This window comes from Streptomyces sp. NPDC005195 (assembly GCF_040608315.1).
Lineage (GTDB): Bacteria > Actinomycetota > Actinomycetes > Streptomycetales > Streptomycetaceae > Streptomyces > Streptomyces kaempferi.
The window spans coordinates 128,848-155,480 of sequence record NZ_JBEXHZ010000009.1 but is presented as its reverse complement, the minus strand read 5'-3'; the positions used below and the strand labels follow the sequence as shown (position 1 = coordinate 155,480).

Sequence of the window (26,633 nt, the reverse complement as noted above, 5' to 3'; positions counted from 1 at the left end):
CCACACCATGACCAACACCGAAACCGCACTGAAAGAGGCGCTGGCGTCCATCGAGGGCGCGACCGGAGCGGCTCTCGTCGACTACACCAGCGGCATGGCGCTGGGCACGATCGGCGGCAGCAAGGGCTTCGACCTCACGGTCGCGGCGGCCGGCAACACCGACGTCGTCCGCGCCAAGCTGCGCACCATGGAGCACCTCGGGCTGAAGGGCGACATCGAGGACATCCTGATCACACTGTCCGACCAGTACCACCTGATCCGGCTGATGAAGGGGCGCGGCGGCAACGGGCTCTTCCTGTACCTGGTGCTCGACGCGAAACGTGCCAACCTGGCGATGGCCAGGCACCAGTTGAAGAGGATCGAGGCGGACCTCGAGGTGTAGCGGCCGGGCCGGTGTCCGGTCAGCGACGTCGCGCTCCTCCGGGCGCGGCGTCGCCGGCCGCCACCCCGGTGGCCCGGCAGGCCTTGACCGGCTTGCCCGCGGGCGCACCGGAGCCCCGGCCGAGCCAGTCGACCCGTACCCAGATCAGCGCCTGCGCGGCGCGTTCGCGGCGCCCGAGCCAGCCGGCCTTCAGCCACAGTCCGACGCCCGCGCCGGCCAGCAGCATGCCGCCCGCGGCGGGCCGGGCGAAGGAGCCGCCCAGCGCGGCGGCCGCTCCACCGATCCGTGACCACGGAACCTATTCCACGAACAGTCCCCGGGCCGCGGCCCGGGTGTCGAACTCCTCCAGCCGCGCCTGGGCGTCCGGCAGGTCGTCGCACATCGCCTCCAGCAGGACCCGCCCGAGGAGCATGGGGGCGCAGGCCGTGTCGAAGGCGAGGCCGGTGCCCACCGCGGCCGGCAGCAGCAGGTCCGACACCTTCGCCACCGGCGCGAAGGCGGAGTCCGCGACCGTGACGACCGTCAGGCCCGCCTCCTTCGCGTAGCCGAGGGCGTCCACGACCTCGCGCGGGTGGCGGGGCAGCGCGAAGCAGAGCAGGGCGCTCGCTCCGGCGCGCACGGCGGCGTCGACGCGGTCGTGCAGCATGGTGCCGCCCTCGTGCAGCAGCCGTACGTCGGGGTGGACCTTCGCGGCGAAGTAGGCGAAGCCGTACGCCTGGGAGGCCGCGGCCCGCAGTCCGAGCACCAGGAGGGGGCGGGAGACGGCCAGCAGGCGTCCCGCACGCTGCACCGGGCGCGGGTCGGCGAGCACCGCGGCGAGGTGCTTCAGGTTCTCGATCTCCGCCTCGACGGCCTGCTGGTACTCGTTGTACGAGCCCGGGGCCGCCGCCTGTTCGGTGGGGGCGACCTCGCGCAGGTGCCGGCGCAGCGCCGGGTAGCCGTCGAAGCCGAGCGCGACCGCGAAGCGGGTCACGGACGGCTGGCTGACGCCGGCGAGTTCGGCGAGTTCGACGCTCGACAGGAACGGCACGTCGGCGGCGCGCCGCACCATGCTGTGCGCGATGCGCCGCTGGGTCGGTGTCAGCCGGTGCCCCTCGAAGAGCGCCTGAAGGCGCCCGGCCGGGCTGTCCGTCACGTTCATGTCCCTGTCCACGCTCATGATCCGCTCCCCCTCCAGATGTCCGCGAACCGGTCCAGCAGCGCGGCCGCCGCCGTCACGTCGTCGGTGAGCGGCCGGTCGGCCTGGTCGAGGCCGAGCACCGACTCGGCCAGTTCCAGCGCCCGTCCGACCGGCAGCTCCGGGTCGGGCCGCAGGCCGCGCTGGCGCAGCGCCCGTACGGCGGCGACCAGTTCACAGCCGACGACGAGACGGTAGGCACCGCACGCCCGCAGTGTCTGCCGTGCGGCGAGCGAGGCGAAGCTCGCCTGTTCCTCGACGCCCCGGGAGAGTACAGCGTGCCCGAGCGAGGCGGGCGCGGAGAAGGCCCGCAGGTCACCGAGGGCGGCCCCGGCGGCGTATTCCAGGATCATCACGCCGGAGGACGCGGGCTCGTGGTCGGCGAGGAAGGGCCGCAGCCGGGTGTAGGCGGGTTCGTTGAGGGTGGAGAGCCGGGAGGTGGACAGCCGGGCCACCTGGGTGACCGCCAGCCTGAAGTGGTCCAAGGCCAGGGCGAGTTGGGCCTGGTAGAAACCGCCGTGGTGGTAGGCGGCCATGTCCTCGGCGGAGATCAGGGGGTTCTCGGCGGCCGCGTTGATCTCGACGGCGAGGACCTCGTCCAGCGCGTCCGCCGCGTCGTGCGCGGGCCCGTGGATCTGCGGAACGCACCGGAAGCCGTACGGGTCCTGGATCCGCCCGAGCGGCGGGGTGGGCCGGTCGGCGGCGCCGATCAGCACCCGCATCCGCCGGGCCACTTCGCCCGATCCCCGGTGCGGCCGCGCGGCGTGCACGGGGGCGGCGTACGCCTCGTGCGAACCGTCCACGGCCAGCAGTGACAGCGCGGCGACGACCTGGGTGGCCGCGATCAGCCCGCGCAGTTCGTGCAGGGCAAGGGCGGACTGTCCGAGGGTGAGCGCGTTGCTGCTGATCAGCGCGAGAGCGTCGTTGTTGTCGAGGGGCTGGGGCCCCGGAGCGCCCGTTCCCCGCCACCGGTGCTCCCCCACCAGCGCCAGTCCGAGCTGGGCCAGAGCCGCGATGTCCCCGGTGCCGACCGAGCCGAACTCGTTCACGACGGGGTACGCCCCGGCCTCCAGTGCCTCGCACAGGGCGGTGACGACGGTGGGCCGCAGCCCCGCTCCGCCCGCCAGCAGCTGGTTGGCGCGGACGGCGAGCATGGCCCGTACCTGCCGGGCGGGGAGTTCCTCGCCGATCGCCCCGGCGTGGCTGCGCAGCAGCCGCAGACCGTGCTCCGCGGCCGCCTCGGTCGGCACGTCCTCGTTCCGGTTGGCGCCGACACCGGTGGAACGGCCGTAGACCCGGCCGGTCGCGGCGATCTGCCGGGCGGCGTCCCAGGACACCTCGACGCGCTTCATCGCCTCGGTGCCGGGAACCGGCCGTGCGGTGCCGTCGGCGAGCCGGACGATGTCCGCGACACCGGTGCCGCACCCGTCCAGGACCACGAGTCCGGCCGTGACCGGTGCGTCCACCGCGTCGAACGTGTCCACATTCCGAGACGACATAAGGCCCGAACTCCCCTCGATCCCGACATTGAATCTTGCCTGGCGGCCACAAGTAACCAGCGATTGACGCCGGACCGTTGACAACCTATTCAGATACAGAGAACTCTGCATGACGATATGCAGACCGGGCAAGGGACACCTCATGATCCAGTTCGACACGGTCCACAAGCGCTTCCCCAACGGCACCACCGCAGTCCACGACCTCTCCCTGGAGATGCCGGAAGGCGGCGTGACCGTCCTCGTCGGATCCTCCGGTTGCGGTAAGACCACCACCCTGAGGATGATCAACCGGATGGTCGATCCGACCTCCGGCACCATCCGTGTCGGCGGCAAGAACGTCCTCGAGCGGGACGCCGCCGAACTGCGCCGCTCCATCGGCTACGTCATCCAGCAGTCCGGCCTCTTCCCGCACCGCACGGTGCTCGACAACATCGCCACCGTGCCCCTGCTGCTGGGCTGGGGCCGCAGAAAGGCCCGCGCCCGGGCGGCCGAACTGCTGGAGACGGTCGGCCTGGCCGCCGACGCGGGCAAGCGCTACCCGCACCAGCTCTCCGGCGGCCAGCAGCAGCGCGTCGGCGTGGCCCGCGCACTCGCCGCCGACCCGCCCGTCCTGCTCATGGACGAACCCTTCGGCGCGGTCGACCCCGTGGTGCGCACCCAGCTCCAGGACGAACTGCTGAGACTGCAGAAGGAGTTGAACAAGACCATCGTCTTCGTCACGCACGACGTCGACGAGGCGGTCCGGCTGGGCGACCAGATCGCGATCTTCCGGACCGGCGGCCACCTGGTGCAGTGCGCGAGCCCCGCCGAACTGCTCGCCCGCCCGGCGGACGACTTCGTCGCCGACTTCCTCGGCGCCGAGCGGGGCCTGAAGCTCCTCTCGCTGGAGAACCTCGCCGACGTGCCGCAGGGCCCGGCCCCCGAAGGCGGCGCCTGGACCCTCGTCCTCGACGAGGACCGCCGTCCGCGGAGCTGGCGCTCCACGTCCGGGGACGCCACCTTCCCCGTACGGCCGCTGCGGGACGGGGATTCCCTGCTCGCCGCCCTGAACGAGTCGATCGCCTCGCCGGCCGGTCTGGTGGCGCGGGTCGACGCACAGGGCGCGCTGACCGGTGTCACGTCCCGGGACGACATCCACGAGCACGCCGCCAGGGCCCACGGCATCGCGAGCGTCGCCATATGACCATCGACTGGTCCTGGCTGGGCGACCACACCGACGACCTGACCACCCTCACCCTCTCGCATCTGCAGGCCGCGCTCTCCGCGGTCCTCCTCGGCCTGCTGATCTCCCTCCCGCTGGCCGTGCTCGCCCACCGCGTCCGCCCCCTGCGCGGGGTGCTCCTCGGCCTCTCGAACGTCCTCTTCACGATCCCCTCCATCGCGATCTTCGTCCTCCTGCTCCCGGTGAGCGGCCTGACCCGCACCACCACGGTCATCGGCCTGACGGTCTACTCGCTCGTCGTCCTGCTGCGGAACACCGTCGAGGGCCTCGACTCGGTCCCCGCGAAGACCAAGGAGGCCGCGAAGGCCATGGGCACCCGCCCGCTGCGCACCCTCCTCACCGTCGAACTCCCGCTCGCCCTCCCGGTGATCATGGCGGGGGTGCGCATCGCGACGGTGATGTCGATCTCCCTGGTCTCCGTCGCCACGTACATCGGCGACGGCGGACTCGGCCAGCTCTTCACGGACGGGTTCCAGCGCGACTTCCCGACGCCGGTGATCGTCGGCGTCGTGCTGACCCTGCTGCTGGCCCTGGTCGCTGACGCGGCTCTGGTCGCGATCCAGTACGTACTCACCCCCTGGACGAGGCGGCGAGCCTGACATGTACGAACTCTTCAAGAACCTCGCCAAGTGGCTGGTCAGCGGCGACCAGTGGGCCGGCACCGACGGCATCGTGCACCGGCTCGCCGAGCACCTCGAGTACTCGCTGTTCGCCACGCTCATCGCGGCCGCGATCGCACTCCCGCTGGGCCTGCTCATCGGTCACACCGGCCGGGGCGCGTTCCTCGCCATCAACCTGTCCTCCTTCGGCCGCGCGCTGCCCACCGTGGGCCTGGTCGTCCTGGTCTTCCTGATCAGCGGCCTGTCGCTGTGGTCGGTGTACGTGGCCCTGGTCGTCCTCGCCGTGCCGGCCATCGTCACCAACACCTACGCGGGCATGAGCGCCGTCGACCCGGAGGTCAAGGACGCGGCCCGCGGCCAGGGCATGCGCGGTCACCAGGTCCTGTTCCAGGTGGAGATCCCGCTGGCCCTCCCCCTGATCATGACGGGCCTGCGGCTCTCCCTCATCCAGGTCGTGTCCACCGCCACGATCGCCGCGTACGTCAGCTTCGGCGGCCTGGGCCGGTACGTCTTCGACGGCCTGGCGCAGCGCGACCTCGTCCAGGTCCTCGGCGGCGCGGTCCTGGTGGCGGTCGTCGCCGTCGTGCTCGACCTCGCGCTGGCCGGACTCCAGCGCTACCTCTTCCGTCATCTCCGTTCCGCCGCCGCCCACTGAGGAGCCGAAGAACCATGAACCGTAGGACTCTGCTCGGGGGCCTGTTCGCCGCGGCCTCCGTCCCCGCCCTGGCCGCCTGCGGCGGCGGCATCACCTCGCTCGACAACTCCGGCGGCGGCAGCGGCGGCGGCTCCGGATCCAGCGCCGGCGGCCTGACCATCGGCACCGCCAACTTCACCGAGAACCAGATCCTCGGCTACCTGTACGCCGGTGTCCTGTCGGCCGCGGGCATCAGGACGAAGGTCCGCCCCAACCTGGGCTCGCGCGAGATCGTCGTGCCCGCGCTGGAGGGCGGCGACATCGACCTGCTCCCCGAGTACCAGGGCAGCCTGCTCCTCTACCTGGACCAGAAGGCCACGGACACCGAGGCCGGGGCCATGCAGAACACGCTGACGACCGTGCTGCCCGCCGGTCTTGAGGTCCTGCCGTACGCGGCGGCCGAGGACCGCGACAGCTTCGCGGTCACCCGGGAGACCGCCGACAAGTACGGCCTGAAGAGCCTCGCCGACCTGCGCAAGGCCAACGGGAAGCTGGTGCTGGGCGCCGCGGCCGAGATGAAGAAGCGGGTCGTCGGGGCGGTGGGCCTCAAGGAGCGCTACGGCGTGGAGTTCAAGGAGTTCAAGTCCCTCGACTCCTCCGGTCCGCTGGTCAAGGGCGCCCTGAAGAAGGGCGACGTCGACGTCGCCAACGTCTTCACCACGGACGTGGACGTCATCGAGAACGGCTGGGTCGTCCTCACCGACCCGCTGAACCTGATCCCGTCCCAGCACATCGTCCCGCTCATCGCCTCCCGCAAGGCCGACGCCAAGGTCCGCAAGGCCCTCGCGTCCCTCGGCAACGTGCTCTCGTCCGAGGAACTGACCAGGCTCAACCGGCTGGTGGACAAGGAGAGGAAGGATCCGGACGAGGTCGCGGACGCGTGGCTGAAGTCCAAGAAACTGACGTGACCGGGCCTTTCCCTCGCCGCCGCCGTTGCTGACCGACCCGTCCCCCCTGGACCCCCGCATCGCCCGGAGGGCTCGGGCGGCAGCCCCCGGACACGGGATGGGAAGGGTAGGGGCGGCGGGGGCGAGAACACCCCCGTGGGACTACACCCGTACGGCCGAACCCCGTTCACTCATCCGAGGCGCACACAGAATCCTCTTCCTCCGCACCCGCTTCCCCTCGATCGCCGCGACAGTCAACCGCGCGGCCTCCGCGGCGATCTCGGACAACCCCCAGTCCACCGTGGTCAACGGCGGAGCGAGCACCCGCGAGACGGGATGGTCGTCGAACCCGACCACGGACACGTCCCGCCCGACCACGAGCGACGCCTCGGCCGCCGCCGCGTACACCCCGTACGCGAGCGAGTCGGAGAAGCAGAACACGGCCGTCGCGGGCCTGGGCCCGTCCAGCAGCCGGCGCGCCACCACCGTCGCCTCCCCCAACTCCTGGGGACACGGGACGAGTTCGGCCCGCAACCCGAGCCGCTCGGCCGCCTCGCGCACATACACGTCGGCGGGCCGGTCCGGCGTGCTCGGCCGGGTCGGGGTCAGCACCGTCACCCGGCGGTGGCCGAGACCGTGCAGGTACTCCAGCACGGCGTCGATACCGGCCCGGTTGTCGAAGATGACCTGCCCCGCCGTACGGGCCGCGCTGAGCGAGTCCCCGACGGCCACCACCGGCAGCGCGTCGGCGATCGCCGCCCACCCCTCGGCCGAGGGGTTCACCGGCGACACGAGCAACGCGTCCACCCGCTGGTCGCGCAACTGCTTGGCGAGCACCAGCTCACGGTCGGGATCACCACCGGCGTCCAGGATCAGCGCGTAACGGTCACCGGCCAGCAGCTCCCGCCCGATGGCCGCCATCAACTGCTGCTGCCACAGGTCCTGGAGGTCCCCCGCGAGGACGCCGACCATGCTGGTACGGCCGCTGGCCAGCGCGCGGGCGATGGGATCCGCCTCGTAACCGAGCTCGGCGGCTGCCTTGCGCACCCGCTCCTCGGTCTCCTTCGAGACGTGCTTGCCCCGCAGGGCGTAGGAGACGGCGGCGGTGGAGAGACCCGTGGCCTCGGCCACCTCCCGGAGGGTGGTGCGCTTATTGGGCCTGGCCATGCCCGGAAGCCTACCGGGAGGCGTCCGGACTGCGGGCGCATGCTTGACACGACACCTTGTTAACCGCTTAAGTTAAACGCATAAGTGAAGCGGTTAACCTGCTCCGGACCCACCCTTCCCGGACCCTCCCGGCCCCCTCCCACCCCGTCCCTCCCCCAGGACTCCTTCCAAGGACCGCCGCGTGCCCACCGACGTCCACCAGCACATATGGCCGCCCGCGTTCGTCGAGCTGCTGCGCGCCCGCACCGCGCCACCGCGCCTCGACGGCTGGACCCTGCATCTGACGGGCGAGCCGCCGTACGAGGTCGACCCGGCCGACCACGACCTCGCGGCCCGCACCGCGCTCGCCCGCGCCGACGGCCTCGGTCTGGCCCTCGTCTCGCTGTCCAGCCCCCTCGGTATCGAGTTCCTGCCGCCCGCGGAAGCCGCACCCCTGCTCGCCGCGTTCCACGACGGCGCGCTCGCGCTGCCCGCGCCCTTCGGTGTCTGGGCCTCCCCCTGCCTGTCCGCACCGGAGCCCGAGGCGGTCGGACGGGAACTCCGCCGCGGCTGCGCGGGCCTCCAACTCCCCGCCACCGCCCTGGTGGACGCGGCGGGCTGGGAGCGTCACGCACCACTCCTCGACGTCCTGACCCACGAGGACAAACCGCTGTTCGTACACCCGGGCGCGGCGTCACCGACCCCGCTCGCCCCGCCCTGGTGGCCGGCACTGGTCCCCTACCTCCACCAGATGCACGCGTCCTGGTTCGCCTTCCGCGCCTTCGGCCGGGCCCGCCACCCGCGGCTGCGGGTCTGCTTCGCCGCCCTCGCGGGCCTGGCCCCGCTGCACGGTGAGCGGCTCGCGGCCCGCGGCGGAGGGCGCGGCGAGATCGACTTCGACGTCTTCTACGAGACCTCCTCCTACGGAACCCGCGCGGTGGACGCGCTCGTCCGGGCCGTCGGCATCGACGTGGTCGTCAGCGGCAGCGACCGCCCCTACGCGACCCCCGTCGTCCCCGACCTCGGCGCGGACGCCGCCGTCCACGCCCTGCGCACCGCCAACCCCGACCGACTGCTGAAGGGAGCCACCCCATGACGTACCAGGCCCTGCCGGACCGCACGCTCGACAAGCGCGAACTCCAGGCCCTCGTCGACGATCTCGCCGCCCGCCCCGACCGCTGGCGCGAACAGGTCGCGTTCTCCGACGAGGAGCGGCACTACGCCTCCCTGTACCGGGACGAGTACGTCGACGTCTGGCTGCTGTGCTGGACCCGGCAGAACGACACCGGCTGGCACGACCACGACATCTCCTCCGGCGCCGTCGCCGTCGTCCAGGGCGGGCTGAACGAGTCCAACCCCCGTATCGGCGGCAGCCATCTGTCCGTCACCGTCGGCGCCGGCGAGTCCTTCTGCTTCGGCCCCGAGCACATCCACCGCCTGACCGGCGCCACCGACGACGCGGTCTCGCTGCACGCGTACTCGCCGCCGCTGTGGCGGCTGGGCCAGTACGACATCACCGAGGACGGCCTGATGCGCCGGATCTCCGTCTCGTACGCGGACGAACTGCGCCCGCTGGACCTTCCCGCCGCCTGAACCGTCGCCAAAGTCTCCCGGGGTGGCTCCCACGGGGGCGCGGCCCCTCCGCAAGAGGGGGGCTAACCCCAGTGCCACAGGGTCCGCCGCTGTCTACCGTGGACACCATGACCGGTAGGGAAGCGGGCGGCGACGCCGAACTGAAGAAGGAACTCGACGCCACTCTGCACGCGCGCAGGGAGTTGGGCGACGAGTACGAATCCGCGCTCGTCGACTCCTTCCTGGAGAAGGTCGAGCAGCGACTCGACGGGGCGGTCGACCGAAGGGTGCGGCGACAGCTCGCCGAGCAGCAGATGGTGGTGGCCCGGGGCGCGCGCTCACCGCAGGGGACCGATTCATGGGGCGAGCGCTTCGGCTTCGGCATCGTCTCGCTGGTCCTGGCGGTCCCGCTCTCCGCGATCGGCGGCGGGATCGCGCACCTGCCCGGACTGCTCGTCGCCTGGATCGGCATCGTGGGGGTGAACGCGGTGCAGGCCGCGCGGGTCTCCCCGGGCCTCTTCGGCCGCCGCCACAGGGAGAAGTCGGACTGGGAGGACTGACCTGAACCGGGACTCCGGACTCCGGACACCGGCCCCGGGGAAACGGGGCGCACAGGGGGAACGCGAGGAAACAGAAGGGCCCGGCACCCGCGAGGGTGCCGGGCCCTTCCGACGTGTTGCGCGGGGACCGCCGCACCCCCGTTGCCGGGGGGCGGGACGACGGCGGTCCCCGCGAGGGACGCGGGCCGGGTCAGGGCCGGGCTTGCGCGTCCTTGGCGCCCATGGAGGTCCGGGAGCCGCTCCGGTTGTCCTTGGCGCCGTATCGGTGCCGGCCGGGGCGGGGAGCCGCTCCCGCCCTGCCGACATCCACCAATGTGCCGGACGTGTGTTAAGCGGGTGCTGCGCGGACGTGACACGCTCGTACCACTTCCGCGAAGTTCCTCGCCGCGCGACCGGAAGATCCGCCCAGGAGGGGAACTTCCGGAGATTTCCGTCCACCCACCTGCGGAAACCTACTGCCGGGTGCCGCCCTTGGCGAGGAAGGACAGCAGGTCCTGGCGGCTGACGACGCCGGTGGGCTTGCCCTCGACCAGCACGATGGCGGCGGCGGCGGTGCCGAGCACGGACATCAGGTCACCGACCGGCTCGCCGGAGCCGACCTGCGGCAGAGGCGCCGACATGTGCTTCTCCAGCGGGTCCTGCAGCGAGGCCCGCTGGGTGAACAGCGCGTCGAGCAGCTCGCGTTCGACCACGGACCCGACGACCTCGGCGGCCATCACGTCCGGGTGACCGGCGCCGGGCTTGACGATCGGCATCTGCGAGACGCCGTACTCGCGCAGCACCTCGATGGCCTCGCCGACCGTCTCGTCCGGGTGCATGTGGACGAGCGAGGGGATGGTGCCGCCCGCCTTGTCGCTCAGGACGTCGTTGACCCGCGCGCTCGGGCCCGTGTCCTCCAGGAACCCGTAGTCCGCCATCCACTCGTCGTTGAAGATCTTGCTGAGGTAGCCGCGCCCGCTGTCGGGCAGCAGGACGACCACGACGTCGTCGGGTCCGAGCCGCTCGGCCACGCGCAGCGCGGCCACCACGGCCATGCCGCAGGACCCGCCCACGAGCAGCCCCTCCTCCTTCGCCAGCCGCCGCGTCATCTGGAAGGAGTCCTTGTCGGACACGGCGACGATCTCGTCCGCGACCGTCCGGTCGTACGCCGTCGGCCAGAAGTCCTCACCGACGCCCTCGACCAGGTACGGCCGCCCGGACCCGCCGGAGTACACGGACCCCTCGGGGTCGGCGCCGACGACCTGCACCTTGCCGTCGCTCGCGTCCTTCAGGTATCGCCCGGTCCCGGAGATCGTCCCGCCGGTGCCCACGCCGGTGACGAAATGGGTGATCCGTCCCTCCGTCTGCTCCCACAGCTCGGGGCCGGTGGAGTGATAGTGCGAGAGGGGGTTGTGCGGGTTCGAGTACTGGTCCGGCTTCCAGGCGCCGGGCGTCTCACGGACGAGCCGGTCGGACACGTTGTAGTACGAATCCGGGTGCTCCGGGTCGACGGCCGTCGGGCAGACGACGACCTCGGCGCCGTACGCCCGCAGCACGTTGATCTTGTCGGTGGAGACCTTGTCCGGGCAGACGAAGATGCACTTGTAGCCCTTCTGCTGGGCCACGATCGCCAGGCCGACCCCCGTGTTTCCGCTGGTCGGCTCGACGATGGTGCCGCCGGGCTTGAGTGCGCCGCTCTCCTCCGCGGCCTCGATCATGCGCAGGGCGATGCGGTCCTTGACGGACCCGCCCGGGTTGAAGTACTCAACCTTCGCCAGGACGGTCGCCTGGATGCCCGCGGTCACGTTGTTGAGCCTCACCAGCGGGGTGTTGCCGACGAGACTGATCATCGAGTCGTGGAATTGCACCGTTGTCTCCGGAGCTGCGTTCTAAAGGGATGGTCCCGTCAGCCTAAGGCCCCACGTGGGCGTTCACGTGTCGTTGAGATTGGCCGACCCGTTCCACGGGGCAAGCAGTGGTTGTACGGCTACGAGGAGGTGGCGGCGACGGATGACGAGCTTGTCGAGGGCGAGGGTGGCACGGCGGATCGCGGCGGGCGCGGCGTACGGCGGCGGCGGGATCGGTCTGGTGGGCGCCGCCGCGATCGGTGTCGTGCTGGCCGAGGTGCAGCTGGCGAAGCGCCACGTGGGCAACGGACACGGTCAGGCACCCCGCGCGAACGGTCTGTACGGGTACGCGTACGCGACGCAGGACGGGCCGCCGCTGCGGCTCGCGATGCTCGGTGACTCCACGGCGGCGGGGCAGGGGGTGCACCGGCCCCGCCAGACACCCGGCGCGCTGATCGCCTCCGGGCTGGCGGCGGTCTCCGAACGCCCCGTCGAACTCTGCAACGTCGCGCTGCCGGGCGCCCAGTCCGACGACCTCGACCGGCAGGTGGCCCTCGCCCTCGCGGACACCGCACGGGTGCCCGATGTCTGCGTGATCATGATCGGCGCGAACGACGTCACCCACCGGATGCCGCCGACGCGCTCGGTCCGTCACCTGTCCGCGGCGGTACGCCGGCTGCGCACCGCCGGTGCCGAGGTCGTGGTCGGCACCTGTCCCGACCTGGGCACGGTCGAGCAGGTCCCGCAGCCGCTGCGGTGGCTGGCCCGGCGTGCCTCCCGGCAGCTCGCCGCCGCGCAGACCATCGGGACGGTCGAGCAGGGCGGGCGGACGGTGTCCCTGGGTGACCTGCTGGGCCCCGAGTTCGAGGAGAACCCGCGCGAGCTCTTCGGTCCCGACAACTACCACCCCTCCGCCGAGGGGTACGCGACGGCGGCGATGGCGGTCCTGCCCACGGTGTGCGCGGCGCTCGGGCTGTGGCCGGCCGAGGAGGAGCGGCCCGACGTCTCCCGCCGCGAGGGGTTCCTGCCGGTGGCACGGGCGGCCGCGGAGGCGGCGTCCGAGGCCGGTACGGAGGTCACGGCGGCCATGCCGACGGGGCCGCGCGGGCCCTGGGCCCTCCTCAAACGCCGCCGGCGCCGGCGCGTCCCCGCCACGGACCCGGCGCCCACACCGACCCCGTCCCCCTGAACCGGGGCCCCGCTCCGGCCCCGCCCTGGCCCCGGCCTGGCCCCGGCGGGCTCCTCGGGCGGGGGCGGGCGGGGGCGGGTCGCGCAGTTCCCCGCGCCCCTGAAGGCACGGGCGCGCACCTTCAGCCCGTCCGGAACCGTCCAGCCGGGCCCGCACCCTCGGCCCGTCCGGAACCTTTCAGCGCGGGCCGGCACCCTCAGCCCGTCCGGCGTTCGAGGACGAGCCCTTCGGGCGATGCGGGGGTCCAGGGGGCGGCAGCCCCTTGGCGGGGTCCGGGCGCACCCCCAGAACCCGGCCGACGAAAAAGCAAGCGCTTAGAAAAGTGCGTCCGGAGTCACACGACCTGAGCGGTGACCTGGAGGGTACGGACGGGTAACTTCCCAAGCAGTCCGCCCCCGTCCACCCCGAGTGCCCATGGAGCCGTGATGCCCGAAGCCGTGATCGTCTCAGCCGCCCGCTCCCCGATCGGCCGTGCCTTCAAGGGCTCGCTGAAGGACGTCCGCCCCGACGACCTGACCGCCACGATCATCCAGGCCGCCCTCGCCAAGGTCCCCGAGCTGGACCCCAGGGACATCGACGACCTGATGCTCGGCTGCGGCCTCCCCGGCGGCGAGCAGGGCAACAACCTCGGCCGTATCGTCGCCGTGCAGATGGGCATGGACCACCTCCCGGGCTGCACGATCACCCGTTACTGCTCCTCGTCCCTCCAGACCAGCCGCATGGCCCTGCACGCCATCAAGGCCGGCGAGGGCGACGTCTTCATCTCGGCCGGCGTGGAGCTGGTCTCCCGCTTCACCAAGGGCAACTCCGACTCCCTGCCCGACACGCGCAACCCCTTCTTCGCGGAGGCCGAGGCCCGCACCGAGGCCGTCGCCAAGTCCGAGGGCTCGACCTGGCACGACCCGCGCGAGGACGGCCTCGTCCCGGACGCGTACATCGCGATGGGCCAGACCGCCGAGAACCTGGCGCAGATCAAGGGCGTCACCCGCCAGGACATGGACGAGTTCGCCGTCCGCTCGCAGAACCTCGCCGAGGAAGCCATCAAGAACGGCTTCTGGGAGCGCGAGATCACCCCGGTCACGACCCCCGACGGCACGGTCGTCAGCAAGGACGACGGCCCGCGCGCCGGCGTCACCCTGGAGGGCGTGCAGGGCCTCAAGCCCGTCTTCCGCCCGGACGGACTCGTCACCGCCGGAAACTGCTGCCCCCTCAACGACGGCGCCGCCGCCCTCGTGATCATGTCCGACACGAAGGCCCGCGAGCTCGGCCTCACCTCGCTCGCCCGGATCGTGTCCACCGGCGTCACCGGCCTCTCCCCCGAGATCATGGGCCTCGGCCCGGTCGAGGCGAGCAAGCAGGCGCTCCGGCGTGCCGGCCTCACCGTCGACGACATCGACCTGTTCGAGATGAACGAGGCCTTCGCCGCCCAGGTGATCCCCTCCTACCGCGACCTGGACATACCGCTGGACAAGCTGAACGTGAACGGCGGCGCCATCGCCGTCGGCCACCCCTTCGGCATGACCGGCGCCCGCATCACCGGCACGCTCATCAACTCCCTCCAGTTCCACGACAAGCAGTTCGGCCTGGAGACGATGTGCGTCGGCGGCGGCCAGGGCATGGCAATGGTCATCGAGCGCCTCAGCTGATCCACGATCAAGCTCCGATCAATCCACGACGGGATCGCGCACACCCTCCTTACGGGTGACCGAGGTTGGACCCAGCGTGACGAATCGGCCCGGATCCCGGTTGCCACCGGGACTCTGGGCCGATTTGTGATCCAATCCCCCCCAAGATGTGACCTATCTCCCTCTGGGGAGGGATTTACGCAGGTCGGAGCCGCTACGGAGGCAAACCCGAGGCCCAAAGCCCTGTCCTATTCGTGACGTTACGCACTGACAGCTCGATGGTCCGCCCTTCAAGCTGATGTAGGAAGTCGGGGGTCGACTTTGAACCGGGAGTACGTCAGTGAGCGCCATGCCGATTGCTTTGCTGCTCACCACCGCCGCGACCGCGGCCGTGGGCGTCGCCGTTCTGCGCACCCTGCTGGGTCTGCGCGGGCAGGTCGCGGCACTGCGCAACGAACTCGCCGAGAACCGCGCCGGTGCCGCGCGCGGTCTCGTGCCCGCCGCCCGCTCGGCCGCGGACACCGACGAGATACGCGCCGCGGTGACCGAGGCGCTCGCCGAGGAGCGGGAGCGGGAGCTCGCGGAGGCCCGTGCCTTCTGGGCCGCCCAGGAGGCACGTGACGCCTCGGACGCGCCCTCGCTGCTCGGTCTGACCGACAGCGAACTGTTCACGGCCCGCCCTTCGGACTTCGTGGGGCTGGAGTACCTGGAGACGGTCACCGAGCCCGACCTGGACGCCGAGGAGTTCGCGCCCAAGGACTTCGTGCAGGGAGGCGTCGTCGGGGACTCTCCCGAACTGGCCGCCGCCCGCCGCCGTCATCCCTCCCACCCGGACTTCGTGCCGGTCCAGTCCCCCGTCGCGAACGACCACGAACGCACGGTGGCCTGTCTGGAGGAGCTCGCCGAGTCCCGTACCGAGCTGGCGGACGTCCGCCCCGGTCCGCTCGGCACCCTCGACGTCTACGTCTTCGCGGACGGGACGACGCTGTGCATGACCCCGGGCCACCGCGAGACCGCGGAACGGCTGGCCGCGGCGCTGCGCGCGGGCGAGACCCCGGTCCTGCTGGGCGGTTCGGGCGTCTCCGGCGCGTACGCCCTGACGTTCGCGTGCGGCGAGGAGAGCGTCTACATCCTGGCGGACCGCGTCATAGCGTCGCTGTAGCGCGCCACCGTCCCGCGGCGAGCGCCCCGGAAAAGAGGGCGCGCGCCCGCGCACCGACACCGCACGCGCACCGCATGTGCCGGGCGACGCGCCGCGCACCACCGCAACAGCGGCACGCACGTACCGCCCGGACAGGTCGGACCCGCGGCAGCCCCCAGCGGGTCAGACCCCGGCCCGCTTCTGGGCCTCCTCCACCAGCGCCACCGCCTCCGCGACCTCCGCCTCGTCCCTCAGTACGAGCGCCAAATCATGCGCCGCGACCGTGATTTGGTCGGCGGCGGCGAACATCCCCGCCTCGGGCATCTCCCTGGGCTCCCCGGAGGGGTCCTCCACACGCTGGGCACGCAGTGCCAACTCCCTGGCCAGACCCAGTGCCTCGGCAGCCGCCCCCCGCTGCAGCCGGCTCTGCGGGGCGGCTCGCAACCGGTCGGCGAAGTGGTCCACGGCTCGGGTCAGCGACGTCGTATCAAGCACGCCGCGAGACTACGCGCCGCGACGGGACTGTTGCCAACAACCCAACCCTCAGGCACCGTGGCGTGAAGGACCGGCTTACATCCCCTTTGCGTCCGGAGGCGCCGATGTCCCAAGTGTTCTCGCAGGAGACCCACCGCAATCTGCTCGCCCGCATCCCCCACTGCACCGGTCGTGAGATCTCCGACTGGCTGCGCACCGTCGACGAAGGCCCCGCTCTCTTCCGCTTCGAGGAGAAGGTCAGCTGGCTCCGCGCCGAGCACGACCTCGCGTACGGCCACGCCAAGGCGATCATTCACGAGTACGACCTGAGGAGGGCCGCGCGCAAACTGCTCTGAGCGCGCACCACCGGCACCACCAGGTGTCTCCCACAGACATCCTGACAGGCATCCGCGAACAGCGAAGGGCCCGCGAACCGATGGTTCGCGGGCCCTTCGGACACCTGCCGCCGGCCACCGCCGGCGGCGCCGTCGCTAGTCCCTGCTGAAGATGGCGACCAGCCGCAGCATCTCGACGTAGATCCACACGAGGGTCATGGTCAGGCCGAACGCGGCCAGCCAGGCCTCCTCGCGCGGCGCGCCGTACGCGATGCCGTCCTCGATCTGCTTGAAGTCGAGGGTCAGGAAGAACGCGCCGATCAGGATCGCCAGGATGCCGACGATCGCGCCCAGCGGACCCATGCTGCGCAGGCCGCCGTCCCCGGCCACACCGAAGGCGACGAGCAGCAGGTTGACCGCCATGACGACCACGAAGGCGATGGCGATGGCCATACCGATGCGTGCGTACCGCGCGGTCACGCGGATCCAGCCCGCCTTGTAGACGAGCAGGGTCGCGCCGGCCACCGCCATGGTGCCGAGGACCGCCTGGAAGGGGGCGCCGCTCCACCGCTCGTTGTACATCTCGCTGATGACCCCGAGGAAGACGCCCTCGAAGGCGGCGTAACCGAGGATCAGCGCGGGCGTGGCCTTGCGCTTGAAGGACTGCACCATCGCCAGGACGAACGCCACGAGGGCGGAGCCGATGGCGAGGCCGTAGCTGGTGGACGAGACGGGCAGGAGTGCCCACGCCAGGACGGCGCCGACGGTGACGGTGCCGAGCGTCATGGCGGAGCGCATGACGACGTCGTCCATCGTCATCCGGCCGGTGGAGGCCGGGGCCTGCGGCGGAGCGCCGTACTGCTGGCCCTGCTGCGCGTAGGGGTTCTGCGCGTAGGGGTTGCCGCCCTGCTGGGCGTACGGGTTGGCCTGCGTGCCGACAGCGGGTCCCCCGGCCTGCGGCGCCGCGTTGAATCCCGCGTAGCCGTTGTCGCGGCTGAACCCCCGTCGCGAGAAGACCGGGTTGCTGCTCCTCATTTCACTCCTCCATGGCCACCCTGCGCGGCCTTGGCCTCAAGGGTAATGGGTAGGCAAAAGATCGACCCTACTGCTTGGGGAGGATCTTTCCCTCGTCCTGCCAAGGTACGCGTGTGTTCCCGGGCCTGCGAGCACTGGTACCAAGCCGTGACAGGTCCCTGTCGCGACGCCCCGGCCGGGCCCCTCTGCTCCGGTTCCCTCACTCCAGCGGAAACCCGGTGTACCCCTCCGCCAGATCCGTCTCCGCCGCCCGTGAGGTGGCCACCCGGCGCAGCCGGGCGAGCTGGATCCGGTCCTCGAAGGGGGTCGCGCCGGGGGCGCGGTGCAGCAGGGTCGTCATGTCGTACGAGAACCGCTCGGCCTGCCAGACCCGGCGCAGACAGGCCTCGGAATAGGCGTCCAGGCGCTCGGCCGAACCGGTGTCGCCGAGGTGGGTCAGGGCGCGGGCGAACGTCACGACGTCGCCGACGGCGAGGTTGAGTCCCTTGGCGCCGGTCGGCGGGACGATGTGGGCGGCGTCCCCGGCGAGGAAGAGCCGCCCGTACCGCATGGGCTCGTGAACGTAGCTGCGCATGGGGGTGACGGACTTCGAGGTGACCGGCCCGCGCTCCAGCCGCCAGTCGTCACCCGTCTCGAAGCGCCGCTCCAGCTCGTCCCAGATCTCCTCGTCCGCCCACTCCCCCGCCTCCGTGCCCTCCGGTACCTGGAGGTAGAGCCGGGAGACGGCCGGTGAGCGCATGCTGAGCAGGGCGAAGCCGCGCTCATGGCGGGCGTAGACCAGTTCGTCGTGGGAGGGCGCCACATCGGCGAGTATCCCGAGCCAGCCGAAGGGGTACGTCCGTTCGAACACGCGGGAGAGCGCGGCGGGCACCGCCTTGCGGGCCACGCCCCGGAACCCGTCGCAGCCGACGACGTAGTCGCAGTCGAGCACGTCCTCGTGCCCCTCGTGCCCCTCGTACCGGAAGCGGACCCGCGGCCGGTCGGTCAGCGCCCCCTCGACGGCCAGCGCCTCGGCTCCGAAGAGCAGCGGGCCCCCCTCCTTGAGCTGGAGCGCGATCAGGTCCTTGCAGACCTCCGTCTGGGCGTACACCAACACGGAGCTGCCTCCGGTGCGGGCCGGGAAGTCGACCCGGTGTCGCTCCCGCTCGAAGCGCAGCTCGATCCCGTCGTGCCGCAGCCCCTCCCGGTCCATCCGCTCCCCGGCCCCGGCGGCCCGCAGGACGTCGACGGTCCCCTGCTCCAGGATCCCGGCGCGCTGCCGCCGTTCCACGTACGCCCGGTCGCGGCTCTCCAGCACCACGGAGTCGATCCCCGCGTTGCGCAGCAGCCGCGCCAGCAGCAGTCCGGCCGGCCCGGCTCCGATGATCCCGACGGTGGTACGCATCCCGGCACGCCCCTTCGCGGTCCCTGCGCCTGCTCGGCTGTTCGCCCGGCGTCCGTTCGCCCGGCACCCGCTCACCCGCCCGGCACCCGTTCGCCTGATGTCCGGCCACATGACGTCCGGCCCTATGGCGCCTGTTCGCCTGGTGAAACTTCTTTCACCTCTTGCGACCGCGAGTCTCCGGCGGCACACGCTCGCTGTCAACGGATCGCGGCGAACTCCTCCCGCGGGGTGCGCCCGGGGAGGACGGGTCGGGAGGGAGCGCGAGAGGTCGGAGGTGCCCGGAACCGGACTTGAACCGGTACGCCCGCGAGGGGCAGCGAGGTTTAAGCTCGCCGTGTCTGCATTCCACCATCCGGGCAGGCCATGGGCTCCGCGTCGAGATTCCGAGCCTATCGGGGCTCGCTCCTCGAACAGCGGCCGGGCGAACCGATGTTGTCTTATTTTATTGACGTCTGAGGGTGCATCAGCCCCCGGTACGGGCCATCAGCACTTGCCAATAGCCTTCCGGGCGGTGCGGAGACGCGTATACGGAATGACGGAATTTCACCGTCCGAACGGACGCGCCCGCACGGCCGTACCCGCACGGGACTCAGGGAACACCCTCATCCCCAGGTATGACTCCGCCGCTCGCGGTCCGACCGGAGGCTGCCCCAGGAACCGGAACAGCGGCTGACTCCACGGCGCCGAACGGCCGGGACGATGGGACACGTCCCCCAGAAACACCGTCGTCCCGACAGGAGCACCCTCCCGTGACCACCACGCCCCTTGCCGACCGGACCACCACGGTGGCCGCCCGCGCCACGGAACTGTCCAAGGTCTACGGACAGGGCGAGACCCAGGTGGTCGCCCTCGACCGGGTCTCCGTCGACTTCCGCCAGGCCGAGTTCACCGCGATCATGGGCCCCTCGGGCTCGGGCAAGTCCACGCTGATGCACTGCGTGGCGGGACTCGACTCCTTCTCCTCCGGCTCCGTGCGCATCGGGGAGACCGAACTGGGCTCCCTCAAGGACAAGCAGCTCACGAAGTTGCGCCGGGACAAGATCGGCTTCATCTTCCAGGCGTTCAACCTGCTGCCCACGCTGACGGCGCTGGAGAACATCACCCTCCCGATGGACATCGCCGGCCGCAAGCCGGACCGGGAGTGGCTGGACAAGGTCATCGCGATGATCGGCCTCGCCGACCGCCTCGGCCACCGCCCCTCCCAGCTCTCCGGCGGCCAGCAGCAGCGCGTCGCCGTCGCCCGCGCGCTGGCCTCCCGGCCCGACATCATCTTCGGCGACGAGCCGACCGGAAACCTCGACTCGCGTGCGGGCGCGGAGGTGCTGGGCTTCCTGCGCAACTCGGTACGGGAACTGGGGCAGACCGTCGTCATGGTCACCCACGACCCGGTCGCCGCCGCCTACGCCGACCGCGTGGTCTTCCTCGCCGACGGCCGCATCGTCGACGAGGTGCACGGACCGACCGCGGACTCCGTCCTGGACCGCATGAAGCAGTTCGACGCCAAGGGCCGCACCAGCTGACCTGCCGTCAACTCACCCCCGGGCTCCCGCACCGTCCTGAACAGCCTCACCCTCCTGGACTGAGAAACCCATGTTCCGTACCGCCCTGCGCAACGTGCTCGCGCACAAGGCCAGGCTCCTGATGACCGTGCTCGCCGTGATGCTCGGCGTGGCGTTCGTGTCCGGGACCCTCGTCTTCACCAACACCATCTCGGACGCGTACCAGAAGAGCTCCGCCAAGGGCTTCGGACAGGTCGACGTCGCCATCCGGCCGGAGAGCCGCAAGGACACCGGCGACACGATCGGCAAGGACCCGAAGCTCACCCAGGCCCTGCTGGACAAGGCGGCCAAGGTCCCCGGCGCCGGTTCCACGATCGGCGTCGTGAACGGCTTCACCGCCGTCGCCGGCAAGAACGGCAAGCTCGTCGGCAACGGCTTCCAGTCGCAGGGCGGGAACTACTGGGGCACCAAGGACCCCCGGTACCCGCTGACGAGCGGCCACGCGCCCCGGGGCGGGAACGAGGTCGCCCTCGACTCCAGGACCGCCGCACGCGCGGGCTACCAGGTCGGCGACACCGTACGGCTCTCGGTCGACGGCCCGGTCCTCAGCCCCGTCGTCGCCGGTGTCTTCACCACCGACGACGGCAACGTCGCGGCCGGCGGCAGCCTCGCCCTCTTCGACACGGCGACCGCCCAGCGGCTCTTCCACCGGGCCGGCGAGTTCGACGAGATCGACGTGAAGGCCGCGCCGGGCACCAGCCAGACCGCTCTGCGCAGCGCCCTCGGCCAGGTCGTCCCCGACGACGTCGCCTCCACCACCACGGGCCAGAAGCTCGCCGACGACCAGGCCACCGACATCGCCTCGGCGATGAGCGGCATGAAGACGGGCCTGCTGGTCTTCGCCGGCATCGCGCTGTTCGTCGGTACGTTCATCATCGCCAACACCTTCACCATGCTGGTCGCCCAGCGCACCAAGGAACTGGCTCTGCTGCGCGCCGTCGGCGCCTCCCGCAGGCAGGTCACCCGGTCCGTCCTCGTCGAGGCGTTCTTCGTCGGCGCGGTCGCGGCGGTGGCGGGTCTGGTCGCGGGTATCGGCATCGGCGCGGGGATGCGCTCGCTCATGGGCACCCTCGGCGCCACCGTCCCGGACGGCCCGCTGGTGATCTCGCCCGGCACCGTCGCCACGGCCCTGCTCGTCGGCGTTCTCATCACCATGCTGGCGGCCTGGCTGCCCGGCCGCCGCGCCGCGAAGATCCCGCCGGTCGCCGCGATGAGCAGCGTGCACGCGCAGGCGACCACCAAGTCCCTCGTCGTACGCAACGCGCTCGGCGCCCTGTTGGCCGGCGCGGGCGTCGCCGTGGTCCTGTACGCGACGACCATGAGCGGCTCGGACGGGCAGGCTCCCATGGGCCTGGGAGCGGTCCTGCTCATCGTCGGTGTCTTCGTCCTCACCCCGCTGCTGTCCCGCCCGCTGATCGCGGCGGCCGCGCCGGTCCTGCGGGTCTTCGGCGTGTCCGGCAAGCTGGCCCGCCAGAACTCGGTCCGCAACCCGCGCCGGACCGCCGCGACCGCCTCCGCCCTGATGATCGGCCTCACGCTGATCACCGGGATGACGGTGATGGCGGGCAGCCTGCAGCAGGCGATCGACAGGATGGCCAGCTCCGCGATCAAGGCGGACTACGTCGTCTCGATGGCGAACGGCAACTCCCTCTCCCCCGAGGTCGCGAAGACGCTGTCCGGGCTCGACGGAGTCACGGCCATCAGCCCCCTGCGCAACGCGCCCTCGCGGATCGACGGCGGCACCGAGTACCTGACGGGCGTCAACGGCGCGTCCATCGCCCGGCTCACCGACCTCAAGGTCGACGACGGCGCCTTCAAGGTCGGTGGCGGTCAGGTCGTCGTCGACAAGGACACCGCCGAGTCCCACCACTGGAAGGCCGGGTCCGGCTTCACGGTCGCCTACGAGGACGGCACGAAGAAGCGGCTCACGGTCGCCGGTGTGTACGAGGGCAACCAGATGATCAGCGGCATCATCCTCGACAACGCCACGCTCGCGCCGCACCAGACCGACGCCTCCGACATGCAGGTCATGCTGAAGACGTCGAGCGGTACCTCCGACGCCACCAAGACCACCCTGGAGAAGGCCCTCGGCGACAACCCGGCCATCCAGGTGCAGGACAAGAAGGACATCTCCAACGGCATCGCGCAGATGTTCACCCTGCTCCTGAACATGCTCTACGGCCTGCTCGCGATGGCGGTCATCGTCGCCGTCCTCGGGGTCGTCAACACCCTCGCCATGTCGGTCTTCGAGCGCTCGCAGGAGATCGGGATGCTCCGCGCGATCGGCCTCGACCGCAAGGGCATCAAGCGGATGGTCCGCCTGGAGTCGCTGGTCATCTCGCTGTTCGGCGGTGTGCTCGGCATCGGTCTGGGTGTGTTCTTCGGCTGGGCGGCCGGCGAGCTCGTCGGCAGCAGGATGGCGACGTACGAGCTGGTCCTGCCCTGGGCCAGGATGGCCCTCTTCCTGCTGCTCGCGGGCACGGTCGGCGTCCTTGCGGCGCTGTGGCCCGCCCGCCGGGCGGCCCGTCTGAACATGCTGACGGCGATCAAGTCCGAGTAGCCACGACGACGTCGGTACGAGGAAGGGCCCCGTTCCGGGCTGGAACGGGGCCCTTCCTCCGTCAGTGCCGAATGACCGGCCCGGGGACCGGCCACGGAACCTGGGCCGGGCCTACGGGACGACGGGGTTCCAGGTTCTCGCCCGCAGTGGCAGCCCGGAGGCGCCGGAGGGCTCCGGTGTCCTGACCGCCAGCACCTGGTTGACGCCGATGCGGTTGCGCTCGAAGGCGAGCGCGGAGGCCGCCATGTAGAGGAGCCAGACACGGGCCCGGCCGGGGCTGGTGAGCCGCACCGCCCGGGGCCACTGCGTCTCCAGGTTGGCGACCCAGTGACGCAGCGTGAGGGCGTAGTGCTCGCGGATCGACTCGACGTCACGGACCTCGAAACCGGCCCGCTCCAGCTGCGTCACGGTCGTGCCCACCGGGGCCAGTTCGCCGTCCGGGAAGACGTACGCGTCGATGAACTCGTCGACGGAGTAGGACGATTCGTCGCGTTGCGGACGACGCCCGATCTGGTGGTTGAGCAGCCGCCCGCCCGGCGCGAGAAGCCTGTACAGCACCTCCGCGTACTCCAAATAGCGCTCGGCGCCGACATGTTCGGCCATTCCGATGGAGGAGATCGCGTCGTACGGTCCGTCGGCGACGTCCCGGTAGTCCTGGACCCTGATCTCCACCCGGTCGGTCAGGCCCTCGTCCGCGACCCGCTTACGGGCGTACGCGGCCTGCTCCTGCGAGAGCGTCACCCCGACGACACTCGCACCGTGCTCGCGGGCGGCGTGCATGGCCATCGAGCCCCAGCCGCAGCCGACGTCGAGGAGCCGCTGACCCGGCCTCAGGGCGAGCTTGCGCGAGATGAGTTCGAGCTTGTCGCGCTGCGCGCCCTCCAGGGTGCCGTCGTCCTCCCAGTAGGCGCACGAGTAGACCATGGAGGGGCCGAGGACGATCTCGTAGAAGTCGTTCCCCACGTCGTAGTGGTGGCTGATCGCGCGCCGGTCGCTGCGTTTGGTGTGCAGGTGACGGCGTCCGCGCACCTCCTCGCGGGGCGGGGCGGGCGGCAGCGGGGACCCGGCCATCCGCACCAGTCCCCGGGCGGCGGCGCGGAACTCGGGGTCGCGCAGGGACTCCATGAAGCTCCGTGCGTCCTCACCCCGGTCCCAGATCAGCCCCGACACCAGGTCAAGAGCGGTGTAGAGGTCGCCCTCCACGGCGAGGTCGCCGGAGACCCAGGCGCGGGCGAGCCCCACCTCGCCCGGTTTCCACAGCAGCCGGCGCACGGCGCGCCGGTTGCGCACCACGAGAGCGGGGGCGCCGGGCGGGCCCGCCTCCGAACCGTCCCAGGCGCGAATACGCACCGGCAACGGGGTCCCCAGCAACTGTTCGACAAGGCTCTTCAGCCGCGGCGCGGCGTCCTGCATGGCGTACACCTCCGAGACGACACTCCCGAACGCTCCAACACCACGTAAACACCTACCGGCCTCGTGCGCAGTCCCCCTTCCGCGTTACAGCTGAGCAAAATAGCTGTAGCCGCCACGCTTTCCGGCCCCGCCGACCCCGCCGACCCCGTCCCGCCCGTCCTGCCCTCCTTGCCCGCCCTGCCCTGCGGCTCCGTCCAGACCCCCGCCAAGAGGCCGCCGCCCCCTGGACCCCCGCATCGCCCGAAGGGCCCGTCCTCGAACTCCGGACGGGCTGAAAGGCATGACCCCGGACGTCAGCCCTTCAGCCCGGCCTCCACCTCGGCCTCGCGCCCCGGCCTCGCGCCCCGGCCTCACACCACGGCCTCGCGCCCCGGCCTCACACCACGGCCTCGCGCCCCGGCCTCACACCACGGCCTCGCGTCTCCAGCGCGGGCCCGCACCACCAGCCCGTCCGGCGCTCGCGGGCAAGGCCCTTGAGTCCGAAGCGAGGGTCCGAGGGCGGAGCCGCCGGGAACCCCCGGCCCCTCCGGCGCACGCCGAAGGGGCCTCCCGCACCACGGATGGCGGAAGGCCCCTTCGGGCTGAACAGTCTGAAACAGTGACCGGCGGAGGGTCAGGAGGCCTTCGCCCGTTCCTCGGTCTTGGCGGCCGCGGGAGCCGCCGCAGCGGCGGCCGGCGCCGGCTTCGCCGCCTCGTAGAACTCCTCACGCGGAGTCTCCATGGCCCCGAGCGAGACGACCTCACGCTTCAGGAACATCGCGAGCGTCCAGTCCGCGAAGACACGGATCTTCCGGTTCCACGTCGGCATGGCGAGACCGTGGTAGCCACGGTGCATGTACCACGCCAGACGACCCTTGAGCTTGATCTTCGTCTTGCCCATGACGATCATCGCGACGCCCTTGTGGAGGCCGAGACCCGCGACAGCACCCTTGTTGGAGTGGCTGTAGTCCTTCTGCGGGAAGCCCCGCATACCGGCGATCACGTTGTCGCCGAGCAGCTTGGCCTGACGGAGCGCGTGCTGCGCGTTCGGCGGGCACCAGGCGTTCTCCACGCCGGCCTTGCGGGCGGCGAGGTCCGGCACCTGGGCGTTGTCGCCCGCGGCCCAGATGTAGTCCGTGCCCTGCACCTGCAGCGTGGTCCCGGTGTCCACGTGGCCACGCGGGCCGAGCGGCAGACCGAACCGGGTGAGGACCGGGTTGGGCTTGACGCCCGCCGTCCACACGATCGTGTTGGAGTCGACCTCGAGGCCGTTCTTCAGCACGACGTGACCGTCGACGCAGGAGTCCATGGAGGTGGAGAGGTAGATCTCGACCCCGCGCGACTCCAGGTGCTCCTTGCCGTACTGGCCGAGCTTGGGGCCGACCTCGGGAAGGATCTTGTCCGCGGCGTCGACGAGGACGAAGCGCATGTCCTCACGGGACACGTTGCCGTAGTACTTCGACGCGTCGCGGGCCATGTCCTCGACCTCGCCGATGGTCTCCGCACCCGCGAAGCCACCGCCGACGAAGACGAAGGTCAGCGCCTTGCGGCGGACCTCCTCGTCCGTGGTCGAGTCGGCCTTGTCCAACTGCTCGAGAACGTGGTTGCGCAGGCCGATGGCCTCCTCGATCCCCTTCATGCCGATGCCCTGTTCGGCAAGGCCGGGAATCGGGAAGGTGCGGGAGACCGCGCCCATCGCGATGACGAGGTAGTCGAAAGGCAGCTCGTACGCCTCACCCACGAGAGGGGCGATCGTGGCTACCTTGCGGTCCTGGTCGATGGTGGTGACCCGACCGGTCAGAACCTCCGCCTTGGGCAGCACGCGTCGCAGTGGGACGACGACATGCCGCGGCGAGATGCTGCCGGCGGCGGCTTCGGGGAGGAAGGGCTGGTAGGTCATGTACGACCGGGGGTCGACGACCGTGACGGTCGCCTCTCCGTAGCGCATCTTCTTGAGAATGCGCCGAGCTGCGTACAGGCCTACGTACCCACCGCCTACTACGAGGATCCTGGGACGCTCCGTGGTGCTCATGCCATCGAGTATCCACCCGCCCCTGGGGGGTCGCTCGTGCGCCCCTTCACAAGCTTGGGTGGACCCTCTGCTACACTGCGCGGCTCACGTGACTCAGGTCATGTCCCCACGAGGGAACCGGTGTTCGGGCCGGACCGTTGTCAAGAGCCCGTGAGCTGCCACTCCGGGCGTTCGAGTGCATCGACCACCCTTCGACTTCACCTCCCGGAAACACTCCCGGAATGCTCCGGTGAGCATCACCCCGAGACCGGCGAGCACCCCCATGACACCCGAGTGGCCCAGCCATCGAGCATAGGGACCGAATTCCTTGTGAAGAACTTCA

General features: G+C 71.2%; 23 protein-coding genes, 1 tRNA gene and 1 pseudogene. 14 read left to right on the top strand and 11 right to left on the bottom strand.

The window, feature by feature from the left end:
* Positions 1-7: 7 nt before the first annotated feature.
* The gene (locus tag ABZV34_RS13445) at positions 8-382 is read left to right on the top strand and encodes a hypothetical protein (RefSeq protein WP_356274561.1); all 375 of its coding nucleotides are present in this window, start codon (positions 8-10) and stop codon (positions 380-382) included.
* A 19-nt stretch (positions 383-401) separates the two neighbouring features.
* On the opposite strand, the pseudogene ABZV34_RS13440 reads toward ABZV34_RS13445, so the two are convergent.
* The 3 genes and pseudogenes from ABZV34_RS13440 to ABZV34_RS13430 all read right to left on the bottom strand — a co-directional run.
* Positions 402-650 (bottom strand): annotated as a pseudogene (locus ABZV34_RS13440) (hypothetical protein); the annotation flags it as partial.
* Positions 651-680: 30 nt separating this feature from the next.
* Positions 681-1,541 carry a MurR/RpiR family transcriptional regulator gene (locus ABZV34_RS13435; protein WP_356274558.1) on the bottom strand — a complete coding sequence of 287 codons (861 nt, stop codon included), beginning with the start codon at positions 1,539-1,541 and terminating at the stop codon, positions 681-683.
* On the bottom strand, positions 1,538-3,058 hold the full coding sequence (locus ABZV34_RS13430; RefSeq protein WP_356274555.1) for an aromatic amino acid ammonia-lyase: 1,521 nt from the start codon (positions 3,056-3,058) through the stop codon (positions 1,538-1,540). Before ABZV34_RS13430 ends, ABZV34_RS13435 begins: the two co-directional genes overlap by 4 nt.
* A gap of 142 nt (positions 3,059-3,200) precedes the next feature.
* On the opposite strand from ABZV34_RS13430, the gene ABZV34_RS13425 reads away from it, so the two are divergent.
* From ABZV34_RS13425 to ABZV34_RS13410, 4 genes are read left to right on the top strand one after another with little or no spacing between them, the layout of a single operon-like run.
* Positions 3,201-4,241 (top strand): ABC transporter ATP-binding protein, encoded by a 1,041-nt coding sequence (locus ABZV34_RS13425; RefSeq protein WP_356274721.1) that lies wholly within the window; start codon positions 3,201-3,203, stop codon positions 4,239-4,241.
* On the top strand, positions 4,238-4,879 hold the full coding sequence (locus ABZV34_RS13420; RefSeq protein ID WP_356274552.1) for an ABC transporter permease: 642 nt from the start codon (positions 4,238-4,240) through the stop codon (positions 4,877-4,879). Before ABZV34_RS13425 ends, ABZV34_RS13420 begins: the two co-directional genes overlap by 4 nt.
* Position 4,880: 1 nt before the next feature.
* Positions 4,881-5,555, top strand: coding sequence for an ABC transporter permease subunit (locus ABZV34_RS13415; RefSeq protein WP_356274549.1), 675 nt, complete (start codon positions 4,881-4,883; stop codon positions 5,553-5,555).
* Between the two features lie 14 nt (positions 5,556-5,569).
* Positions 5,570-6,502 carry an ABC transporter substrate-binding protein gene (locus ABZV34_RS13410; RefSeq protein WP_356274546.1) on the top strand — a complete coding sequence of 311 codons (933 nt, stop codon included), beginning with the start codon at positions 5,570-5,572 and terminating at the stop codon, positions 6,500-6,502.
* Between the two features lie 141 nt (positions 6,503-6,643).
* On the opposite strand, the gene ABZV34_RS13405 is transcribed toward ABZV34_RS13410, so the two are convergent.
* Complete coding sequence (locus ABZV34_RS13405; RefSeq protein WP_168528475.1) at positions 6,644-7,648, bottom strand: LacI family DNA-binding transcriptional regulator; 1,005 nt, start codon at positions 7,646-7,648, stop codon at positions 6,644-6,646.
* A 181-nt stretch (positions 7,649-7,829) separates the two neighbouring features.
* On the opposite strand from ABZV34_RS13405, the gene ABZV34_RS13400 reads away from it, so the two are divergent.
* From ABZV34_RS13400 to ABZV34_RS13390, 3 genes are all read left to right on the top strand, one after another.
* Entirely contained in the window at positions 7,830-8,723 is an 894-nt protein-coding gene (locus ABZV34_RS13400) for an amidohydrolase (protein WP_356274543.1), read from the top strand.
* The gene (locus ABZV34_RS13395) at positions 8,720-9,220 is read left to right on the top strand and encodes a cysteine dioxygenase family protein (protein WP_356274540.1); all 501 of its coding nucleotides are present in this window, start codon (positions 8,720-8,722) and stop codon (positions 9,218-9,220) included. The genes ABZV34_RS13400 and ABZV34_RS13395 overlap by 4 nt, the downstream gene beginning before the upstream one ends.
* Before the next feature lie 107 nt (positions 9,221-9,327).
* Complete coding sequence (locus tag ABZV34_RS13390) at positions 9,328-9,759, top strand: hypothetical protein (protein ID WP_356274537.1); 432 nt, start codon at positions 9,328-9,330, stop codon at positions 9,757-9,759.
* Positions 9,760-10,211: 452 nt separating this feature from the next.
* Here the strand turns inward: ABZV34_RS13390 and ABZV34_RS13385 are convergent, their stop codons facing one another.
* Positions 10,212-11,606, bottom strand: coding sequence for a cystathionine beta-synthase (locus ABZV34_RS13385; protein WP_356274534.1), 1,395 nt, complete (start codon positions 11,604-11,606; stop codon positions 10,212-10,214).
* Between the two features lie 142 nt (positions 11,607-11,748).
* On the opposite strand from ABZV34_RS13385, the gene ABZV34_RS13380 reads away from it, so the two are divergent.
* The 3 genes from ABZV34_RS13380 (at position 11,749) to ABZV34_RS13370 (ending at position 15,561) form a co-directional block, all read left to right on the top strand.
* On the top strand, positions 11,749-12,774 hold the full coding sequence (locus ABZV34_RS13380; protein WP_356274531.1) for an SGNH/GDSL hydrolase family protein: 1,026 nt from the start codon (positions 11,749-11,751) through the stop codon (positions 12,772-12,774).
* Between the two features lie 425 nt (positions 12,775-13,199).
* Positions 13,200-14,420: an acetyl-CoA C-acetyltransferase gene (locus tag ABZV34_RS13375; protein WP_356274528.1), complete on the top strand. Its 1,221-nt coding sequence runs from the start codon at positions 13,200-13,202 to the stop codon at positions 14,418-14,420.
* A gap of 328 nt (positions 14,421-14,748) precedes the next feature.
* Entirely contained in the window at positions 14,749-15,561 is an 813-nt protein-coding gene (locus ABZV34_RS13370; RefSeq protein WP_356274525.1) for a hypothetical protein, read from the top strand.
* A 162-nt stretch (positions 15,562-15,723) separates the two neighbouring features.
* On the opposite strand, the gene ABZV34_RS13365 is transcribed toward ABZV34_RS13370, so the two are convergent.
* Positions 15,724-16,035 carry a hypothetical protein gene (locus ABZV34_RS13365; protein WP_168528482.1) on the bottom strand — a complete coding sequence of 104 codons (312 nt, stop codon included), beginning with the start codon at positions 16,033-16,035 and terminating at the stop codon, positions 15,724-15,726.
* 104 nt (positions 16,036-16,139) lie between these two features.
* On the opposite strand from ABZV34_RS13365, the gene ABZV34_RS13360 reads away from it, so the two are divergent.
* On the top strand, positions 16,140-16,370 hold the full coding sequence (locus ABZV34_RS13360) for a DUF4287 domain-containing protein (protein WP_148008763.1): 231 nt from the start codon (positions 16,140-16,142) through the stop codon (positions 16,368-16,370).
* Positions 16,371-16,505: 135 nt separating this feature from the next.
* Here ABZV34_RS13360 and ABZV34_RS13355 read toward each other — a convergent pair whose 3' ends face one another.
* The 3 genes from ABZV34_RS13355 to ABZV34_RS13345 all read right to left on the bottom strand — a co-directional run bounded on the left by ABZV34_RS13355 (position 16,506) and on the right by ABZV34_RS13345 (position 19,126).
* Positions 16,506-17,384: a Bax inhibitor-1/YccA family protein gene (locus ABZV34_RS13355; RefSeq protein ID WP_356274522.1), complete on the bottom strand. Its 879-nt coding sequence runs from the start codon at positions 17,382-17,384 to the stop codon at positions 16,506-16,508.
* A 199-nt stretch (positions 17,385-17,583) separates the two neighbouring features.
* Positions 17,584-18,768 carry a 4-hydroxybenzoate 3-monooxygenase gene (locus ABZV34_RS13350; protein ID WP_356274519.1) on the bottom strand — a complete coding sequence of 395 codons (1,185 nt, stop codon included), beginning with the start codon at positions 18,766-18,768 and terminating at the stop codon, positions 17,584-17,586.
* Between the two features lie 275 nt (positions 18,769-19,043).
* Positions 19,044-19,126: transfer RNA gene (locus ABZV34_RS13345), tRNA-Leu, on the bottom strand.
* A gap of 391 nt (positions 19,127-19,517) precedes the next feature.
* Between ABZV34_RS13345 and ABZV34_RS13340 the strand changes: the two genes are divergently transcribed.
* A complete protein-coding gene (locus ABZV34_RS13340; RefSeq protein WP_356274516.1) occupies positions 19,518-20,288 on the top strand; it encodes an ABC transporter ATP-binding protein in 771 nt (256 codons plus the stop codon).
* A gap of 70 nt (positions 20,289-20,358) precedes the next feature.
* Positions 20,359-22,887, top strand: coding sequence for an ABC transporter permease (locus tag ABZV34_RS13335; RefSeq protein WP_356274513.1), 2,529 nt, complete (start codon positions 20,359-20,361; stop codon positions 22,885-22,887).
* A gap of 111 nt (positions 22,888-22,998) precedes the next feature.
* Here the strand turns inward: ABZV34_RS13335 and ABZV34_RS13330 are convergent, their stop codons facing one another.
* Together ABZV34_RS13330 and ABZV34_RS13325 are read right to left on the bottom strand one after the other, a co-directional pair.
* A complete protein-coding gene (locus ABZV34_RS13330; protein WP_356274510.1) occupies positions 22,999-24,300 on the bottom strand; it encodes a cyclopropane-fatty-acyl-phospholipid synthase family protein in 1,302 nt (433 codons plus the stop codon).
* Positions 24,301-24,913: 613 nt separating this feature from the next.
* Positions 24,914-26,311, bottom strand: a complete 1,398-nt coding sequence (locus ABZV34_RS13325; protein WP_356274507.1) for an NAD(P)/FAD-dependent oxidoreductase — start codon at positions 26,309-26,311, stop codon at positions 24,914-24,916.
* Positions 26,312-26,633 lie beyond the last annotated feature (322 nt).

Excerpts from the sequence above, each read along its gene's own strand:
- ABZV34_RS13445 (WP_356274561.1), top strand. The coding sequence starts at position 8 with ATGACCAACACCGAAACCGCACTGAAAGAGGCGCTGGCGTCCATCGAG.
- ABZV34_RS13435 (WP_356274558.1), bottom strand. The coding sequence starts at position 1,541 with ATGAGCGTGGACAGGGACATGAACGTGACGGACAGCCCGGCCGGGCGC.
- ABZV34_RS13430 (WP_356274555.1), bottom strand. The coding sequence starts at position 3,058 with ATGTCGTCTCGGAATGTGGACACGTTCGACGCGGTGGACGCACCGGTC.
- ABZV34_RS13425 (WP_356274721.1), top strand. The coding sequence starts at position 3,201 with ATGATCCAGTTCGACACGGTCCACAAGCGCTTCCCCAACGGCACCACC.
- ABZV34_RS13420 (WP_356274552.1), top strand. The coding sequence starts at position 4,238 with ATGACCATCGACTGGTCCTGGCTGGGCGACCACACCGACGACCTGACC.
- ABZV34_RS13415 (WP_356274549.1), top strand. The coding sequence starts at position 4,881 with ATGTACGAACTCTTCAAGAACCTCGCCAAGTGGCTGGTCAGCGGCGAC.
- ABZV34_RS13410 (WP_356274546.1), top strand. The coding sequence starts at position 5,570 with ATGAACCGTAGGACTCTGCTCGGGGGCCTGTTCGCCGCGGCCTCCGTC.
- ABZV34_RS13405 (WP_168528475.1), bottom strand. The coding sequence starts at position 7,648 with ATGGCCAGGCCCAATAAGCGCACCACCCTCCGGGAGGTGGCCGAGGCC.
- ABZV34_RS13395 (WP_356274540.1), top strand. The coding sequence starts at position 8,720 with ATGACGTACCAGGCCCTGCCGGACCGCACGCTCGACAAGCGCGAACTC.
- ABZV34_RS13390 (WP_356274537.1), top strand. The coding sequence starts at position 9,328 with ATGACCGGTAGGGAAGCGGGCGGCGACGCCGAACTGAAGAAGGAACTC.
- ABZV34_RS13380 (WP_356274531.1), top strand. The coding sequence starts at position 11,749 with ATGACGAGCTTGTCGAGGGCGAGGGTGGCACGGCGGATCGCGGCGGGC.
- ABZV34_RS13375 (WP_356274528.1), top strand. The coding sequence starts at position 13,200 with ATGCCCGAAGCCGTGATCGTCTCAGCCGCCCGCTCCCCGATCGGCCGT.
- ABZV34_RS13370 (WP_356274525.1), top strand. The coding sequence starts at position 14,749 with ATGCCGATTGCTTTGCTGCTCACCACCGCCGCGACCGCGGCCGTGGGC.
- ABZV34_RS13360 (WP_148008763.1), top strand. The coding sequence starts at position 16,140 with ATGTCCCAAGTGTTCTCGCAGGAGACCCACCGCAATCTGCTCGCCCGC.
- ABZV34_RS13355 (WP_356274522.1), bottom strand. The coding sequence starts at position 17,384 with ATGAGGAGCAGCAACCCGGTCTTCTCGCGACGGGGGTTCAGCCGCGAC.
- ABZV34_RS13350 (WP_356274519.1), bottom strand. The coding sequence starts at position 18,768 with ATGCGTACCACCGTCGGGATCATCGGAGCCGGGCCGGCCGGACTGCTG.
- ABZV34_RS13335 (WP_356274513.1), top strand. The coding sequence starts at position 20,359 with ATGTTCCGTACCGCCCTGCGCAACGTGCTCGCGCACAAGGCCAGGCTC.
- ABZV34_RS13330 (WP_356274510.1), bottom strand. The coding sequence starts at position 24,300 with ATGCAGGACGCCGCGCCGCGGCTGAAGAGCCTTGTCGAACAGTTGCTG.
- ABZV34_RS13325 (WP_356274507.1), bottom strand. The coding sequence starts at position 26,311 with ATGAGCACCACGGAGCGTCCCAGGATCCTCGTAGTAGGCGGTGGGTAC.